This window comes from Robiginitomaculum antarcticum DSM 21748 (assembly GCF_000365025.1).
Classification (GTDB): Bacteria; Pseudomonadota; Alphaproteobacteria; order Caulobacterales; family Maricaulaceae; genus Robiginitomaculum; species Robiginitomaculum antarcticum.
This window is the reverse complement of the sequence record NZ_KB823011.1, coordinates 655,248-673,104: the sequence shown is the minus strand read 5'-3', so window position 1 is coordinate 673,104 and position 17,857 is coordinate 655,248. Positions and strand designations below refer to the sequence as shown.

The 17,857-nt window shown below is 47.3% G+C and carries 11 protein-coding genes; all 11 read left to right on the top strand.

Going from position 1 to position 17,857, the window contains the following annotated elements; all coding sequences use genetic code 11:
• Positions 1-4: 4 nt before the first annotated feature.
• The 11 genes from H142_RS0103335 (at position 5) to H142_RS0103285 (ending at position 17,846) form a co-directional block, all read left to right on the top strand.
• Positions 5-1,570, top strand: coding sequence for a sodium/sugar symporter (locus H142_RS0103335; protein WP_026147756.1), 1,566 nt, complete (start codon positions 5-7; stop codon positions 1,568-1,570).
• 63 nt (positions 1,571-1,633) lie between these two features.
• Positions 1,634-2,971: a glycosyl hydrolase family 28-related protein gene (locus H142_RS14140; protein ID WP_156811870.1), complete on the top strand. Its 1,338-nt coding sequence runs from the start codon at positions 1,634-1,636 to the stop codon at positions 2,969-2,971.
• An 85-nt stretch (positions 2,972-3,056) separates the two neighbouring features.
• Positions 3,057-3,758 (top strand): FadR/GntR family transcriptional regulator, encoded by a 702-nt coding sequence (locus H142_RS0103325; RefSeq protein ID WP_017930684.1) that lies wholly within the window; start codon positions 3,057-3,059, stop codon positions 3,756-3,758.
• Positions 3,759-3,926: 168 nt separating this feature from the next.
• Positions 3,927-5,498, top strand: coding sequence for a sulfatase family protein (locus tag H142_RS0103320; protein WP_017930683.1), 1,572 nt, complete (start codon positions 3,927-3,929; stop codon positions 5,496-5,498).
• 15 nt (positions 5,499-5,513) lie between these two features.
• The gene (locus H142_RS0103315; RefSeq protein ID WP_026147754.1) at positions 5,514-6,425 is read left to right on the top strand and encodes an SMP-30/gluconolactonase/LRE family protein; all 912 of its coding nucleotides are present in this window, start codon (positions 5,514-5,516) and stop codon (positions 6,423-6,425) included.
• 236 nt (positions 6,426-6,661) lie between these two features.
• On the top strand, positions 6,662-9,823 hold the full coding sequence (locus H142_RS0103310; RefSeq protein WP_017930681.1) for a TonB-dependent receptor: 3,162 nt from the start codon (positions 6,662-6,664) through the stop codon (positions 9,821-9,823).
• Positions 9,824-9,955: 132 nt separating this feature from the next.
• Positions 9,956-11,485 carry an arylsulfatase gene (locus H142_RS0103305; protein WP_026147753.1) on the top strand — a complete coding sequence of 510 codons (1,530 nt, stop codon included), beginning with the start codon at positions 9,956-9,958 and terminating at the stop codon, positions 11,483-11,485.
• Complete coding sequence (locus H142_RS0103300; protein WP_017930679.1) at positions 11,485-14,016, top strand: glycoside hydrolase family 2 TIM barrel-domain containing protein; 2,532 nt, start codon at positions 11,485-11,487, stop codon at positions 14,014-14,016. Before H142_RS0103305 ends, H142_RS0103300 begins: the two co-directional genes overlap by 1 nt.
• Positions 14,016-14,909 carry an aldose 1-epimerase gene (locus H142_RS0103295; RefSeq protein WP_017930678.1) on the top strand — a complete coding sequence of 298 codons (894 nt, stop codon included), beginning with the start codon at positions 14,016-14,018 and terminating at the stop codon, positions 14,907-14,909. Before H142_RS0103300 ends, H142_RS0103295 begins: the two co-directional genes overlap by 1 nt.
• Before the next feature lie 16 nt (positions 14,910-14,925).
• Complete coding sequence (locus tag H142_RS0103290; protein WP_017930677.1) at positions 14,926-15,855, top strand: sialate O-acetylesterase; 930 nt, start codon at positions 14,926-14,928, stop codon at positions 15,853-15,855.
• Between the two features lie 104 nt (positions 15,856-15,959).
• The gene (locus H142_RS0103285) at positions 15,960-17,846 is read left to right on the top strand and encodes an alpha-1,3-galactosidase-related protein (RefSeq protein WP_233341559.1); all 1,887 of its coding nucleotides are present in this window, start codon (positions 15,960-15,962) and stop codon (positions 17,844-17,846) included.
• Positions 17,847-17,857: the final 11 nt, after the last annotated feature.

The following is a 17,857-nucleotide window of genomic DNA, read 5'->3' as shown; positions in this document are numbered from 1 at the left end:
AATGATGGGACTAACAAATTTAGATTACGGAGTGCTGTTCGTTTATGCAGTCGGCTTGTTGGGCGTGGCCCTGTGGGTCTCCCGCGACAAAGTAGGACACGAAAAAGATACGGAAGATTATTTTCTAGCCGGTAAGTCTTTGCCGTGGTGGGCCATTGGCGCATCTTTGATTGCCGCTAATATTTCCGCCGAACAAATTATCGGTATGTCCGGTTCGGGCTTTGCGGTTGGTTTAGCCATTGCCTCTTACGAGTGGATGGCAGCCATTACTTTGGTCCTTGTCGCGAAGTTCGCCTTGCCCATCTTTCTGGAGCGCAAGATTTATACCATGCCGCAATTCCTTGAGTCCCGGTTTGGTCCGTCTGTTAAATACACCATGAGTGTTTTTTGGTTGGTGCTTTACGTCGTCGTAAACCTGACAACGATCATGTGGCTCGGCGCTACGGCAGTGAACTCACTGACGGGTCTTAGTATGTTTCATGCTATGTTGGCGTTGGGTGCATTCTCGGCAGCATACTCGCTTTACGGGGGTCTTAAAGCGGTTGCCTTTACGGATATCATTCAAGTTGTCTTGCTTATATTTGGCGGCTTCTTGATCACATATATCGCATTGGATAAACTTAGCCCCGATGGTGGTGCAATTGCTGGGTTTAGTCATCTAATGGGTGAGCTTCCAGGCAAGTTTGATATGATCCTGTCACGCGATAATCCGGAGTACAAAAACCTTCCGGGTATCGGCGTATTGCTGGGCGGTATGTGGGTTATGAATATCTCATACTGGGGTTTCAACCAATATATCATTCAGCGCGCGTTAGGTGCAAAGAACCTTGGCGAAGCTCAAAAAGGCCTGTTGTTTGCAGCCTTCCTGAAGATGTTAATTCCGTTTATTGTGGTCATTCCTGGCATTGCGGCTGTAATGCTCGCACCAGATATTGCCAAGCCGGACCAAGCCTATCCTGAGATGCTGAAGTTAGCACCGACGGGTATTCGGGGTTTGATTTTTGCAGCTCTTGTGGCGGCGATTGTCTCTTCCTTAGGCTCTATGATTAACTCGATCTCGACAATCTTTACTATGGATTTAGTGAAGCCTCTAATTGCTCCTAACGCGACTGAACACCAATTGGTGAACACCGGGAGAGTGGCGAGTTTCGTGGCTTTAGTTATGGCTCTATTCTTGGCAACACCTCTGCTTGGCAGCGCTGATCAGGTCTTCCAAAAGATTCAAGATTGGACTGGTTTCTTTACACCAGGAATTGTCGCTATATTTGTCTTGGGCATGTTCTGGAAGCGGGCAACAGAAATGGGTGGCCTTGCCGCCGTGATTTCGTCGATTGCGCTCTCCGCTATATGGCCGATGATATTCCCAGACATGCCGTTCATGGACCGCGTCGGGGTTGTCTTCCTTCTCTGCGTAGCAATTGGTGCTGCAGTGTCATTGCTGCAAAAACCTTCAGGGGCGGGCATGGCCGTAGATCTGAAAGGCATCGACTTCAAAACCTCGCGTGGATTTAATATTGCGGCTGTGATTATCACTCTGATGTTAATCGCAATTTACGCAACTTGGTGGTAATCAATATTGGGAAATGGATGCTCATGCGGCACCCATTTTTATTTATACAAAGGGGTAATTTTCGTGAGCCATTCAAGACATTATACAAGAGTAATACTGTCATCCCTTGCTCTTTCCTTACTTGTGAGCTGCCAAGCGGCTTCTAAGGAACAGGCCAAGCCAATTCCTCAAGAAAAGGTCGTTTCTGATAAATGGCCAGCGCAAGCTGGGCCCCATAGCATGACCCTGACAATGCCTCCGGGTAAGACCGGCTTTTATTCGGCGCCTCAAAACGCTGGGAAAAGCTTTGATTTTATGAAGGATTTTGGCGCTATCGCAGATGGGGCCTCTGATGATAGTGCGAGATTACAGAAAGCTCTCAATAAACTTTCTAAAGCGGGCGGAGGGTCGATTTTTATTCCAAAAGCAGAATATGTATTTTCTGGTATAAAAATTAAATCGAATACCCATATTGAAATTGAAGCGGGTACAATTATTCGGCCCGTTAAATCATTTTCAAAAGGCGGCAAAAATAAAAAGGAAGCAAAGCTATCTTCAATAACCATTTTTGATTTCGGCAAGCGTTCTGGTAAAATCGAAAATGTCAGCATTGTCGGAAAGGGCGGTGTTTTTGTTGTTGAGTTGCACGCCTACGCCCCAGGTATCGCCGTTTTTAGCTTGGGCAATGTAGATAATTTTCAAATATCAAATGTTCATGTCAAAGATGCTCTTACAAAGTTCTCTGCAATTACCATGGGACCATCTGCCAAGAAGGACTCTGCACGCGGATTTCCAATCAATGGATATGTGTCTGACTTCACTCAGACAGGGGCCGCTTACGGCTATGGAATAGTCCAAACCCAAGCGGCGCAAAACGTTTTCTTTGAAAACCTTCACGGCGTAGGAGGTGCCGTCCTTCGAATGGAAACGGGCGCAAAGGGAGTGAACGACGACCAATTTGGCGGTCTTGCAAATGTAATCGGCAGAAATATATCCTGCAAAGACGGCAATGCCGCGTTTATGATATCACCTCACGCCATGCATAACGGCGTTGTCGCTGTTGAGGGCGTAAAGTCAGAGGGGTGTGGCTTCGCAGTGCGCATCGGCAATGGCTACGTCGCTAAAAAATACAGTAATCCGAATCTTGAAGCGGGTACTTTTGCGCAGGGAACGCGCGTATCGAATATTCACGCAAAGTTTGGTGAAAATGCACAACTCAAACGTAAGCATTTTAAATATATGCCGGAGAGTTTGCTGAGTAAAATTTCTAATGAGAGTGAAGATGGGTCTAGTCATCGGGGCCCATCAATTGCGCCCGTTCTCAATATTGCGAATTTTCCGATAGGGGTTTTGAACGTCACATCAGAAGGGTTTTCGGGCACGCCTGATATTGCCCTAACGCCTTCCCCAAGGATAAAATAAAACTGTGTATATTTATAATATTAATGTACATATGGAACAGGGACGGTAATATTGCGTCACGCATTAGATTAGTAAGGATAGAACTATGTCATCTGGGGGAATAACGCGCGCACTTTTGGATGAGCTTGGTGGGAGTATCGTCCGGGGCGATTATGTTATTGGCACTAACTTACCTGCTGAAGCTGAAATAGCTGCAATGCATAAAGTTAGCCGAACGGTAACTCGGGAAGCGATGAAGATGCTTGCTGCAAAGGGTTTGGTAAAGGCTTGGCCGCGGCGCGGAACCATTGTGCAGGACGAGGAAGATTGGAACCTCATGGACCCTGATGTTATGACCTGGCTCTTGGAGAGAGGCATGTCAGTCAAATTGGTCAAAGATTTTTTAAATATGCGCTTGGCTATCGAGCCAGCGGCAGCGGAAATGGCAGCGCTTAATAAGGCTGATACGTCGGAAGTTGAAAAGGCTTTGGACTTGATGAAGCGCGCGGCGACGGGCGGTGGAGATGCATTATCTGCTGACTGTATGTTCCATGCCAGCATACTAAAAGCGAGCGGGAACCGCTTTTTTGCTCAAATGTCGCCTTTGGTAGATACGGCCCTTCGTATGACAATTAGGGTCACGAACCAGATTAAAGGCGTTCAGATGGCTAGTGTGACGGATCATGAAGACATTTTTACGGCTATCAAGTCTGGGAAAGCTACGCGCGCCCGTAAATTAATACACGGGCATATTTCTGCAGCGCTTGATCTCGTTGAGGCGACTTACCCTGACGACAAACTGCTTTAACGCGTAACTGGAAACCCTTGGGTTTAGTTTCTGTCTGTAAAGGCTACACTTTAAAACATGGTACACGGTCTATCCCTTGATAGCTTACTAATTATAGTATAAATATGAAGAATGAATGCGGTCGAGTATTCATGACTCCAAAATAAATTAGGCGCGTCAGGGGAAAATATGTTGATGACTAGGTTCAATCATTCGGAAATGGTTATTGGCGTGCCATGGTTCTCAAAGCATAATCTTCGGCGTATTTGGCTTGCCTTTGCGACACTCTTAATTGCGGCCTGCCAAGCGAGCAGTGAGGGAGATGTGAAGAGTCAAATTTCCGAACAGCCCAATATCCTCTGGGTCATGTCAGAAGACATGGGACCCGAGCTCGGGGCTTATGGAACGCCGCAGGTTAAGTCCCCCGTTATTGACGCGCTCGCTAAGGACGGCATGGTTTTTGAACAGGCTTTCACAACAGCGCCCATTTGCTCGATTAGCCGTTCAGCTCTCTATACGGGGATGTACCAAACCTCGATCGGCGCCCATCAGCACAGAACATTAAAAGGCGATAAGCGGCCACTGCCTGTCAACGTAGCACTGTTAACGGATCACTTTAGGAAAGCTGGATATTTCACCGCCTTGCTGACAAAGGTTTCAAAAGATGAGGCTGCAAATACATGGCTGAACCCTCGCGCTAAAACCGATTGGAATTTCACCTATGAGGGTGAACCTTATGACAGTAACAATATTGCAGATTTGAAAGACAATCAGCCGTTTTTTGCACATGTGCAATTTGCAGAAACCCACCGGGGTCGTGATTGGGAAGATGCTATTAACAAGATCGATCACCCAGCTGAGCCTGAGAAAGTTGATATCCCGCCTTACTATCCGGACCACCCTATCGTGCGAGAAGATTGGGCGGATTATCTCAATGCCGTTATGGCGTTCGATTTGAAGACGGGTATTGTTCTCGAGCGCCTGAAAGAAGAGGGTTTGACCGACAACACGATTGTGATTGTTCTATCTGATCACGGTCGCGCCATGGTTCGCGGGAAGCAATGGCTTTATGACTCTGGTCTGCATATTCCCCTGATTATTTATGTCCCTGAAGGCGTAGAGTTGCCATATGGATTTAAGCGTGGCAGTCGGTCTAAGCAGCTTGTTTCGGGCATCGACATCACAGCCACGACTTTGGCTCTAGGCGGGGCTTACAATGCTGATGGTATGCAAGGCAGACCATTTCTGGGTGGCGAAGCCCAGGTCCAAGATTACGTGTATGCAGCACGCGACCGAGCGGACGAAACGTCTGACTATATGCGAACTGTGCGCAGCGATAAATTTCGCTACATAAAAAACTTTTACCCTGACCGGCCCTACACACAATTCAACGCGTACAAAGAAACTGAATACGCGCCATATCGTTTGATGTTCCGGTTATACAATGCGGGGATGCTAGGGCCGATACCGTCGCTGTTTTTTGCTGACCGTAAGCCTGAAGAGGAATTGTTCGATGTGGTCAAAGATCCGCACAATGTAAAAAATCTTGCGAACGACCCCGCTTATACCGGCGTGCTTGCGGACATGCGAGGACGTTTAGCAGATTGGCAGGAAGAAACGGGCGATATGGGCCGGGTGCCGGAGGACCCGGCTGTTGCAATCGCAATATCAAAAAAAGGTATGAAAAAGAGGCGGCCTCAGATTGCCGAGCTGGAGGCGAATGAAGGTGTTTGGCGTCCGGATGGTATCCCAACCCCGTAGATCGCAGGAATGACTATGCCGGAGAATTTTTCTTATGAACTTGAGCAGGTCATTCCTGTCGGCAATACGCTGGGGGAGGGCGTTCTTTGGCGACCCTCTGATCAGACAATTTGGTGGACTGATATACAGGAAAAAGCCTTGTATTGCTTGGCGTGGGGCGCGGAAACACCCCGTGAATTTCTACTGCCTGAACGTTTAGGGGCGTTTGGGTGTGTTGCCGGTAACGATGCAGTGTTTGTTGCGGCTTTCGAGACGGGATTCGCCTATTTTGAACCTGAAAGCGGACGTATTGATTGGGTGTACCAACCGAAAGAACTGGAAAAAGGATGTGGCCGGAGGCTGAATGATGGGCGCGTGGGTCCTGATGGAGCCTTTTGGGCTGGTTCTATGTTGGAATGCGCGGATGTCGCTGGTGGTGTGAACCAAACAGGGCTCTACCGAATGGCAGGTGATGGCACGGTGTCATTTGTTCATCCTGGTCTTAAGATCAGTAACGGCCTTACGTGGAGTCCTGATGCCGCCCGTATTTACGTGTCAGACTCAACAAAAAGTACTGTGTTTCAAGCTGATTTCGATAAAGAAACAGGAAAGTGCGGTGAATTTGAAGTTTTTACAGAAACGATTGGAGGCGCACCAGACGGGGCAGTGACAGATAGTCTTGGAAATTACTGGTCAGCTCTTTGGGGGGGGCGGCGTGTTGCCTGCTATGATCCTAATGGGATTGAGGTTGCGAAGCTAAAAATGCCAGTGCCCCATCCAACTATCCCAGTTTTTGGAGGGCCCAACCTAGATCATCTTATTGTTACATCTGCTCATGAAGGGCTTTCCGTTCCTGAAATGGAATCTTTTCCGCAATCAGGTCACGTTTTTATTTATAAGACCAATGTTAGGGGGGGCGCTCCCGACCGCTTCATAAAAAATATGTAGAATTAGGCCTTTAGCTCGCATGTATTGAACTAGGCAGCAGGTGAAACTGTCTGCACGATAGATGCTCCAAGTATGTCACCATGTGTGATAAATACGCACCACTTTAAAATTAGGTTGCAATTAAGACCAAGTTTTTGGGCTTGCAGGTTGACTTATCAGTTCAGTCTTATTTATAGTATAAATACTAACAAATGCTATAAGCCAATTTAAATTGCGTGTTGTCAAAGGGGAGAGCCATGAAAAGCTCCGAAACCATACATAATAAATCAATCTCAACGAGGCCTTTTATGTCCAGAGCTCTACGCGGCGTAGCAACGTTTGCGATAGTTACGGCATTGCCTCAACTTGCTATAGCGCAAGCCCCTGATACGACGCCGCCACCGACGAATTCGGCGGGTGAGCCGATTGATGAGATTGTCGTAACGGGTTTCCGTCAGTCGATTAAGGATGCGCTGGATGCAAAAAGAGCATCGGGTAATATTTCAGATGCCATTAAAGCCGAGGATATCGGTAAATCTACTGACCAAAATATCGCTGAAGCGCTTCAGCGTATTACCGGTGTTTCGATTAATCGCGGCGAGAGCGGCGAAGGCACTACCATTGTCGCTCGCGGCGCGCCAGCGGCTCTGAATAATATCACACTGAACGGTGTTCCGTTAACTAATGGTGGCGAAGGTAGCGCAGTAGATTTGTCTCAATTTTCATCAGATGTACTGTCATCTATCGAAGTCATAAAAACGCCAAGTGCGTCTCTGGATGAAGGGAGCTTGGGCGCGTCTATTGTATTAAATAGTTTTAGCCCCTTGGATTCCAGAAAAAATCGCCGTGTAATCGAAATTCAAGGCCGATATAATAGCTTTGTTGGCAATAAATCAGTGCCAAGCCTGTCGGATTTAGCTCAGGACCATAAATTCAGTGCTTCGCTATCTCAGAAATTCTTGGATAACACGCTTGGTGTGTCAATTGTTGCTGTTGACGAAACGTCAACAGCCCGTCGTGACCAGTATGATGTGGGGCAAGGCTATCGGCCTTACAATGCTTCAAGGTTTCGTGGCGGTGCAATCAATGCAGATACAGGTGAGTTCATCACACAGTTTGATTACGGCGATGGCAATGGTCTAAGAGATATTATTGCGCACATGCCGCAGCAGGTCAGGCTAACGAATAATCAAGTCACAACTGATCGACGGACCCTCACGGGGACGGTACAATACAAACCGACAGATGATTTGAACGTTAAGCTAGACGTGACTTATGCGTCTCGTGATACGGATCGGCGTCAGAACGAATTTAGTGCCGTAAGCAATATTGGTAACCGGGATACGTCTAACGCGGACTTGCAGGATCATCTTGTTTTTGACCCGAATACATTTGTATTGGTCCGGAACATCCACACAGCGTCAGGTGCACGAAACAACAACCGTGAAGATGTTTTGCAATATGCTGACGTGAGGCATGAGACAGAGCAGGATACGCTTACAATTTCTGGCTTGGTTGAGAAAACATTTGGTGATTTTGATTTCTCATTGCAAGCTGGGCACTCTAAAACAGATCTAACGACTCCGCAGCGTCAATTTACACGGTTTCGGAATGCGCGAAATCGCGATACCGGAGTTACGCTCGGCTATGATTGCGAAACAACTCCTGTCGTTTGCAGTTTTGTCATTCCTAATGACTATATCAATGACCCGACAACTTTCTCCTACAATACGGCCAACATTTCTGAACAAACAGGGTCTGACGAAGCAAAGTCCATATATTTTGATACGGAATGGAATCAAGAATTTGGGCCGTTTACGAGCTTTGAGGCTGGTTTAAAATGGTCGAGCCGTAATAAACAGTACGATGATTCGTCAGTTGGCTTTAACGCTGCAGCTACGGGAAACATCTTAAGAGATAACGGCTCAACATTTGCGGATTTCGCAATTCCAGGTGTTGTTCCTGATAATTTTGGTGCAACCCTAGGAATTGATGCTAATCCGCCCGGCGCAAATTTCGTAGGTTTAGACGGTGGGTTAGTTATTTCACAACTCAATGACTTGGGTTTTGTACCCCAGATTAGACGCAACCTAAGAACATCCCTAGATATTACGCAGGATGTCTGGGGTGGCTATGTGCAAGGTAACTTCGAATTTTTTGGTGGCGATATATTCGGAGACCTCGGGGTGCGCGTTGTGCAAACCGAGCTAGAATCCCGGGGCTTCTCCGGCTTCAACTATAACTCCTTCAATTTTGCCAATGACGATAACGTGGCATTTTTCGGCTCAGAGGCCGCCGTGCTTGCTCAGCTAGGCCAAAATACACCTAATGACTCGCCTGATACGCAAACTTTAGGAACCAACAAATACACGAATGTCTTACCGAGCATAAACGTGAATTGGCTGGTGCGTGATGATATGATGTTGCGATTTGCAGCATCACAAACGATTGCCCGTCCTCGCATAAATGACCTGAGGTCAGGTTTCAGTTTGACTGAAGATATATTTAACACGTCATCTCGAGCCACTATCGGCGCTCCCAGTCTGACACCGTTTAAATCACAGAACTTTGACATATCTTATGAGTGGTATTTCGATAGCAACTCGCTTTTCTCAGTGGCACTCTTCGACAAGACGCTCAAAGATTTTGCAGAAACTGGGTCTTTTGCGTCTTACTATCGTGATTTGAGGGGGGAGTATTTCAACGCTGACGGATCGGTTTTACCTGAAGGCCAAATTGATTTTGTTGCATCATTTGACTCTGTTTTTCTTCCGTTTTCTGGCGGTGCTAACCAAGCAGGGTGTATGCCGAACAGAGAGCAAGTTTTGGAAACGCCTGTGGGCGAAGGATTTTGTGATGAAGTTCTCGTTAGTCAATCACGAAACGGCACAGGCGGATATGTGAGAGGCGTAGAGGTCGCTTTTCAGCATAACTTTGAATATCTTCCAGGTGCTCTGAGCCATGTAGGCGTCTTGGCAAACTATACCTATTCGGACAGTAGGGCGGATGAAGAAGAAGATGAAATTACGAATTTCTTCTTCCCGGAAACGCCCCTGCCTGAGACCTCCGAGCATACGTTAAACTTGACGGGATTCTATGAAGATGATCGTCTCCTAATGCGTCTTGCCTATAATTACCGCACAGACTATTTGGTCGATCGCAGCACACGGAATAATAATGCTGTGTGGACAGAGGGTTTCGATACGCTAGACGCTTCTGGTACATTCAAGATAAACAAAATGTTCTCATTGAATTTCCAGGCGCAAAACCTACTGGATACGGTTACACGTCAATATGTTACGACGGGTAATGGTGACCTGCCGGCTGAGCCGTTCGAGTTTGGCGGGAATAAAGACCGTACCTTTAGGTTAGTGAATACTGGCCGGATTTATCGTGCTGGCGTTCGGATGACATTCTAACGACCTAAGTAGACTCCTGGCCGGATTTACCGACTTTGATGACGTGCGGAACACTCAGTGTTCCGCACACAAATTTTTACACAAGCCTTTCGGTTACTAATAACATTTTCGCCCTGGATATAAGGACGGGTTATGACTTCACAGAGGAACACTTTCTGTTTGGTTGTAATGGTTTGCGCAATTATAGCCGCGTGTAACGGTACTGGTACGCGAAGTAATATCGGTTCAGTTGCAGACACAGACAGATTCCCCGAAAAACCAAATATCATTTACATACTCGCTGATGATCTCGGCTATGGCGATATCGGGGCTAACGGTCAGAAACTTATCAAGACTCCAAATATCGATAAGCTGGCACAAAACGGCATGCTTTTTACGCAGCATTATTCTGGTGCGCCTGTTTGCGCGCCGTCTCGTTCAACCCTAATTGAAGGCAAGCACACAGGGCATACTCAGGTTCGCGGAAATGGCGGCGCTAAAACAGACGCATATCTAAAAAAAGGTACGCCAACACTTGGAAGTGTACTGCAATCCGCTGGTTATACGACCGGAACGGTCGGGAAATGGGGCTTGGGTTCGTATAATGACGAGGGCGCGCCGAACCTACAGGGTATGGATTACTTTTACGGCTTTATAGATCAAACTTTGGCTCATAATTACTACCCAGAATATCTATGGGAGAATGGAGAAAAGCAGTTTTTTGATAATGGCGGCATTTCTATGCATGGCAAACCCGCGAGCCTCAAACATGTCGACATCAAAAACCGCCCTATCGAAGATTCTTATAAAGATTTTGTTGGACAGGATTACGCCGCTTATTACATGCAAGACAAAGCGCTGGATTTCATTCGTAAGAATGCGGACGAGCCATTTTTTCTGTATTATGCCTCGCTTATTCCGCATGCCGCTCTGCAAATTCCTGATGAAGAACTAGAGCCCTATGAATTTGACGAGACGCCGTTCTCAGGTGGCTACTACTCACCGCACCCGCGTCCCAAGGCGGCGCGAGCGGCTATGATATCGTTATTAGACCGCCAAGTCGGCGAGATAGTCGCGCTGACTAAACAATTAGGCATTGCGGAAAAAACCCTGATTGTTTTCACGAGTGATAATGGTCCTGCAATCGAATCTTCTTCGCGAGCGGACATAGATTTTTTTAACGCAAGTGCGGGCTTTCGCGGTTATAAGCGCTCTCTAACGGAAGGCGGTATCCGTGCGCCTTTTGTGGCGTACTGGCCCGGCGTAATTAGCGCTGGAAGTCGGTCTAATCATGTCTCTGCAATGTGGGACACTTTCCCAACCGCAGCTGCATTGGCAGGTGTTGATCCGCCTAAAGACATAGATGGCATTTCATTCTTGCCGACACTTTTAGGCCGGGATGAGGCGCAAAGACAGCATAACTTCATGTATTGGGAATTCCACGAGAAAGGCGGCGACGGCGCGGCGCAGGCTGTGCGGCTCGGGGATTGGAAAGGCGTTCGGCCTTTTGCGGAAAGAGGCAAAACACCCTTTGATCAAATGCCGATTATGCTATTTGATTTAAATGCTGATAAATATGAAACGACTGATATCGCGGCACTTCATCCTGAGATTGTGAAGGAAATTGCGGCCATTATGAGCGCCCGACATCGGGCAACAAACCCGCGTTGGAATTTTGAGTGATGAACGCGCCTATTGTTCTCAGAAATTTAGTATGCGCTGCTCTTCTCGCAGCGGCGGGTTGTGGTGATACTAAGACGGCTCCATCTGAGGCTCTAACTCGCTCGACCTATGCATCTGGTGAATATCTATCTGATAACCGGTCACGCTCACGTCTTACTCAGGATTGGTCCTTTCATCTCGGTGATGTTGAGGGGGCACAAACGCCAGATTTTTCTGACATAGATTGGCGCAAACTCGACCTACCACATGACTGGAGTATTGAAGGGGAATACCGTGAAGCAAACCCAGCGGGACGCGCCGGGGCATTCTTGCCAGGCGGCATTGGCTGGTACCGCAAATCATTGAACTGGAATCCGGCGTGGGAGGGCAAACGCGTTAATTTGACATTCGACGGCATCTACATGAATGGTAGTATTTATGTAAATGGAGAAAAGCTTGCCCATCAACCCTATGGGTATATCGGCGTAAATATCGACGTAACAGACTTTCTAAAGCCCGGCGTAAACGCAGTTGCTGTGCGCGTGGACCATTCCAAAATGCCAAGCGGCCGGTGGTATACGGGCTCTGGTATTTACCGCGATGTCTGGTTGGAGGTAACAGAGACGGTACACGTTATTCACAACGGGTCTTATGTTAGGGCCGCCGAAGTAACAGCGCAGAGCGCAACACTTTTAGCCACACACGAAATTAAAAATGAAACGGGCAAAACTCTAACTGGCAAGGGGAAGCTCTCATTGTTGGATGCCAAGGGCGACATGGTCGCAGATACAATTGGCGATGTGACCCTCAAGCCGGGCGAAGTTTTTGCACTTGATCAAAGCATTGTTATCAAGTCGCCGAAACTTTGGTCCCCAGAAACCCCCGAGCTTTACACAGTGGTATTCGAGCTTTCTAAAGGCGATAAGGTCTTAGACCGTTATGAAACTCGGACTGCATTTCGCTCTATTGAATTTACAGTTGATAGAGGCTTTATTCTCAATGGCGTTACGACTCTCATTCATGGCATGTGCATGCATCATGACGGCGGTCCGGTCGGGTCAGCTGTGCCCATTGATGTCTGGCGGAGGCGTTTTGAGCTTCTGAAAGAGGCGGGAGTGAATGCTGTACGCACGGCGCATAACCCTTTCGCGCCGGAATTTTACGACCTCGCAGATGAAATGGGGTTTCTCGTGATGAACGAAGCTTTTGACGGATGGGAAACTGAAAAATCTGTGTTTGATTACGGTCTGTACTTTGATGACTGGTGGGAAGAAGATCTGATGGCGTTGATCCGGCGCGACAGAAATCATCCCAGCATCATCATGTGGAGCATTGGAAATGAGGTGAGGGACCCGACCGCCGAAACACAAAAGAAACTGGTAGATACAGTCAAAGCTTTGGATTCCACTCGTCCTACTGTTCAGGCTCGCGGTTATTACCTACCACATGCTGACATTGCGGGTTTTAATGGCCACGGCGAATATATGAAAGCGCTTGAAAAGCATCATACCGAACATCCTGACCAAATCATGGTTGGTACGGAAATGACCCACACGCTGCATACGCGCGATGTCTATAAATCGAAAACAGAATACCGGACACGCGACAATCCTGCCCCGTGGGAAATGCGCAACCCTAAACGCTCGCCTATTATGAAGTGGCGTGCGCACGTCAAAAAAGGCGTCCATGACGTTCCAGATTTTACGGAAGAAGAAGTCTGGCCAAATGTGACGAAGAGTTACGCGTCCTCATTTGATAATAATTTGGTTCGTATGCCTATCCGCGAAGAGATTAAGGCCGTCCGTGACTTACCATACATGATTGGGTCCTTCCGTTGGACAGCTTTCGATTATATGGGCGAAGCGAAATATTGGCCTGAGCGGACAATGAACTTTGGGGTCATCGACCTCGCAGGCCTGCGCAAAGGTGCCTATCACCTTTACAAGAGCCAATGGGCAAAAGACCCAATGGTTTGGGTCGACCCTCACTGGACACACCCGGACAAAGAGGGCGTCACAATGCCGGTTGTGTCCTATACAAATCTAGACGCCGCGGAACTCTTCGTGAACGGTAAATCCGCAGGCAAGCAGGAGATGACGGATGACATGCAAATAGTCTGGCATGTGCCATATCAACCGGGCCAGATAAAAGTTATTGCTACGGGAGATAACGGCGAGCGCGAAGAAATAATCCGCAATACGGCCGGGGAAGTCAGTAGGGTCGCTCTCCTTCCTGACCGTACAATGTTGCCTGCAGATGGCCGTTCACTTGTTCATCTAGAGATAAACCTCGTGGACAAAGACGGCACCTATAATCCTCACGCTGACAATCGTGTGTTTGTGTACGTGTCGGGCGGCGGGCGGTTAATCGGAATTGAAAACGGTGACGTACTGGAATTGCAATCAACCAAAGATGATAACCGCAAGGCATTCCATGGAAAATTGATGGCCCTCGTGCAATCCAATGGCGATAATCGATCTATTGAAGTTGAGATCGCGTCACTGGGGTTGAAAACCAAAGTCTTGGTCGTTGACGTGATAACTGTAGATTGATGGTTGAAAATGCGAACAGGGTGAACACTACAGCGAATGAATTGGACACATTTGTTCTCATGAGAGGGGATACCGAGCTCGTCATTCGGCCAGCGCTAGGCGGGGCTATTCAATCGCTAAGGTGGCGGAAGCAGGACATCTTACGCTCCGGGTCGAAGCAAGAGACAGATATTGTTCAAATGGCGAGTTTCCCTATGGTTCCTGTTGTGAACCGTATTCCAGATGGAAAGTTTACGTTCGAGGGACGTTCAGTGGAACTCGCACCTAACTTGCCGGGCACATCAGATTTCATCCATGGTTTTGGGTGGAAAAGGTCGTGGTCGATTGAAATGCAAGGGGAGTCCGAAGCGGTACTGAAATTGGAGTATGAGTCTGGATTGTGGCCATGGGCGTTCGAGGCGCATCAAAAATTCAAACTTGAGAACAATGGCCTATTCACAGAACTTTCTGTTACGAACAGATCTGAAACGCATATGCCTGCTGCATTGGGTTTTCACCCTTATTTTCCGATGACATCTAGCACGCGTCTTAAGGCCCAATATGACGGGTATTGGGGCAATAATGATCGGCAACATGCTGTGCAGAAAGTGTCTGGGTCGACCCGTAAAGATTTTACGGTCGGCGCTGATCTTGTGGACACAGAATTTTTGGACACGTCCCATTACAATTGGCTTGACCGCGCAATTCTTACCGAGCCAGGTTGTCCTACAGTATCGATAACAGCCTCTCACAAAGCAAAGCACTTACATGTCTTCTATCAACCAGGCGGTGATTTCGTTGCTATTGAGCCGACATCTGGACGCAGTAATATGTTTGGTGTTCCGCCGCAGGATTATGAAATTCTAGCACCTAGAGAGACATTTTCAATCTGGATGAAAATTGAAGTTGAGTAAAACTCAGGAGTTTAATATGAAAAATATGATTAAAAATTGGGTACAGTTATCCTTACTAATTTTCACCGCCACCATGTTTGCGAACTGCCAAACAAAGGCCGAACAGCCTATGCCGCAAAGTGCAGTCCGTCCGCTGCAAATCATTTTGATGGCGGGTCAGTCCAATATGGAAGGGGCAGGGAACTTCGATGAGATTCCAACTGAAACACGCGTTAAACTGGAAGCTATTGATGACCGCATACAGATCAGAAATGCCGGGAATGTTGCTTCACACATTCGTTACACGCTGAGTAAGTTTAAGTTGGAGAAATATGGATTTGAAAAATCCTTTGGCCCTGAAGTCGGTTTGGCCGTTGAACTTGCAGAACGCTATCCTGAGCAGGAATTTTTATTTATCAAGACAACGCGCGGCGGGACATCCCTTTACGGGGCGTGGAATCCGGACTGGAGCGCAGAAAAAGCGGCAGCAGTGGAGAAGGGGCCTCAAAAGCAATCCACGCCTTATTACGCAATGCACATGCAGCAGGCCCAAGAGGCGCTGAGCGGGTTGAAGGCAAGGGGAGAAGATTATGAGGTAGCCGCAGTTTTATGGCTTCAAGGTGAAAATGATGGCGGTAAAGAAGCGGCGGCGCGAACTTACGAAGCAAACTTAAAGGCGCTTATTATGAGATTTAGATCTGATTTGGATGAGCCTGATTTGCCATTCGTTATTGGTCAGATAAATTCGACTTATGGCCGGTTTAAAAAGGGTCCGGACATGGTTCGCGCGGCCATGGTGACTGTGGCGGAGGGCGACATTAACGTCAAAATCATCCGCACAACAACAGATCGTACGTGGCCAGACTTTCCAAAACACAGCGATAATGTCCATTACAATACGGAAGGTCAGTTGCGTTGGGGGCACGCATTTGCAGAGAAACTGAAAGAGTTGTCGGCGTTTGAATAACGTCCGGTAATGATTTAGTTAATTTACTTGATGTGGTGACTTTAATTATAGTATAAATAATACTATACAATTTGTATCAGGTCATTACTGCGGAAGTGTCACTTATGAAAAAATTTCTCCTATTATGCCTGGTCTCTACCGCTTTAGTGGCATGTTCTCCGTATCAAGACGCTATGTCGTCGGATGCGTCGCAAAATACACATCAACAAACGTCTGGGACGTCCTCTCTTTCCGGTAGTGTTATCAATGTCGCTGACCGCGGTATTGTTCCGGGCGAAGATGTGACTATCAAGGTCAATGAATTGTTAGCGAGTCTTGAAGGAGCAGAAAACGTAACGCTCAACTTTCCCAAAGGGCAGTATGATTTTTATCCAAAATATGCTGTCGAAAAATACCGCTACGTGGCTAACCATGATAACGGCCTGAAGCGAATGGGCTTCCCAATCTACAATACGAAAAACATCACCATAGACGGGAACGGGTCACTATTCATGTTCCATGGCAGGGTTGTTCCGGTCACGGTTGAGAGCACAGACGGCGTTACGCTAAAAGACTTTTCAATTGATTTTATTCGTCCGTTTCATGCGGAACTGAAAATTGTTAAAAGTAACCCTGAGCAAAAGTCATTTGTCGCCGAGATTGACGCTGCTATGTCTCCCTACGAAGTTAAAGGCGGAAAAATCCTATTTGACCGGCTAGGGCAGATGGATCCTATAGGGTCCAATATTGTCATTGATTCCAAAACGCGCGCGCCAATTTTCAATACTCGTGACTATGTTTTAAATGGCAAGTCCGTGAAGGTAACTGATTTAGGAAATGGTCGTGTCCGGTTTGATAAAATCAATAAGACTGCACCGCCAGTTGGTAGCGTGTTGGTTGTCTACGGTGTTCACCCCACCAGCCGCCTTGTTCCGGGTATCCATGTTACAAACTCAAAAGATGTGAAAATTGAAAATGTCACCGTTCATACGGCCGGCGGCATGGGCTTGATTGTTGAGCGGACGGAGAATATTCATTTAGACGGATACAAACTTACGTCAGCTGAAGGCCGAACTGTCGCAACCCGGGCCGACGCTACGCACTTTATCGGGTGCAAGGGCGAGATTTTAGTTGAGAATAGTACAATGGAGCACATGCTTGATGATGCGATCAATGTGCACGGCGCGTACGTGAATATTGATGAATACCTCGGTGATAACAAATTTCTAGCGTCTATTAGCCATTTTCAACAGATGGGTTTTGTATTTGGCGAGGCTGGAGACAAGGTCGCTATCTTGTCACGCGAAACCGTTCTGCCGTTTCATGAAACAGAGATTAAGTCCTTTACGCCGATTAACGAAAAGCGCTTTCTTCTGACCTTGGACAGCGTTCCCGAAGACTTACCTGAAGGCCCGCTATCATTGGAAAACCTAACATGGAATCCCAGTTTAACGTTCAGAAACAATACTGTCCGTGAAAACCGGGCACGTAGTATGTTGGTCACAACTAAAGGGAAGGTGCTTGTTGAGAATAATTATTTCAGTTCCCAAATGCACGGTATTTTGCTCGAGGGTGACAACAAATTTTGGTACGAGTCCGGGGCGGTAGAAGACGTTACGATTCAAGGTAACACATTCGTCAATAGCGGCTTTTTGGGCGGGGCGGCTTACCCACTGCTCGCATCACCCTTGTTCACACAGCAGCAACGTATTGGAGAGGGACATTATCACCATAATGTCAAATTTAATAACAACACGCTTCGCGGTTTCAATGGTTTGCTTGTAAAATCTTTGTCCGTGGAAGGCCTCGAAATCATAGGAAATAAATTAGAGTTTTTAGACGATTATCCTCCGGTGAGCAGCTTTCCTGCCATAGACATCAACTACTCTAAGGACGTCATTGTTAAAGATAATGTAGCTACTGGCTTCGACTGGCCATTGAAAGTAACAGTCTCAGGGGATAGCGAGAATGTTGTAGTTGAGAATAATTCCGGTTTTACAGCATCTGAATGATGAGACTGGTT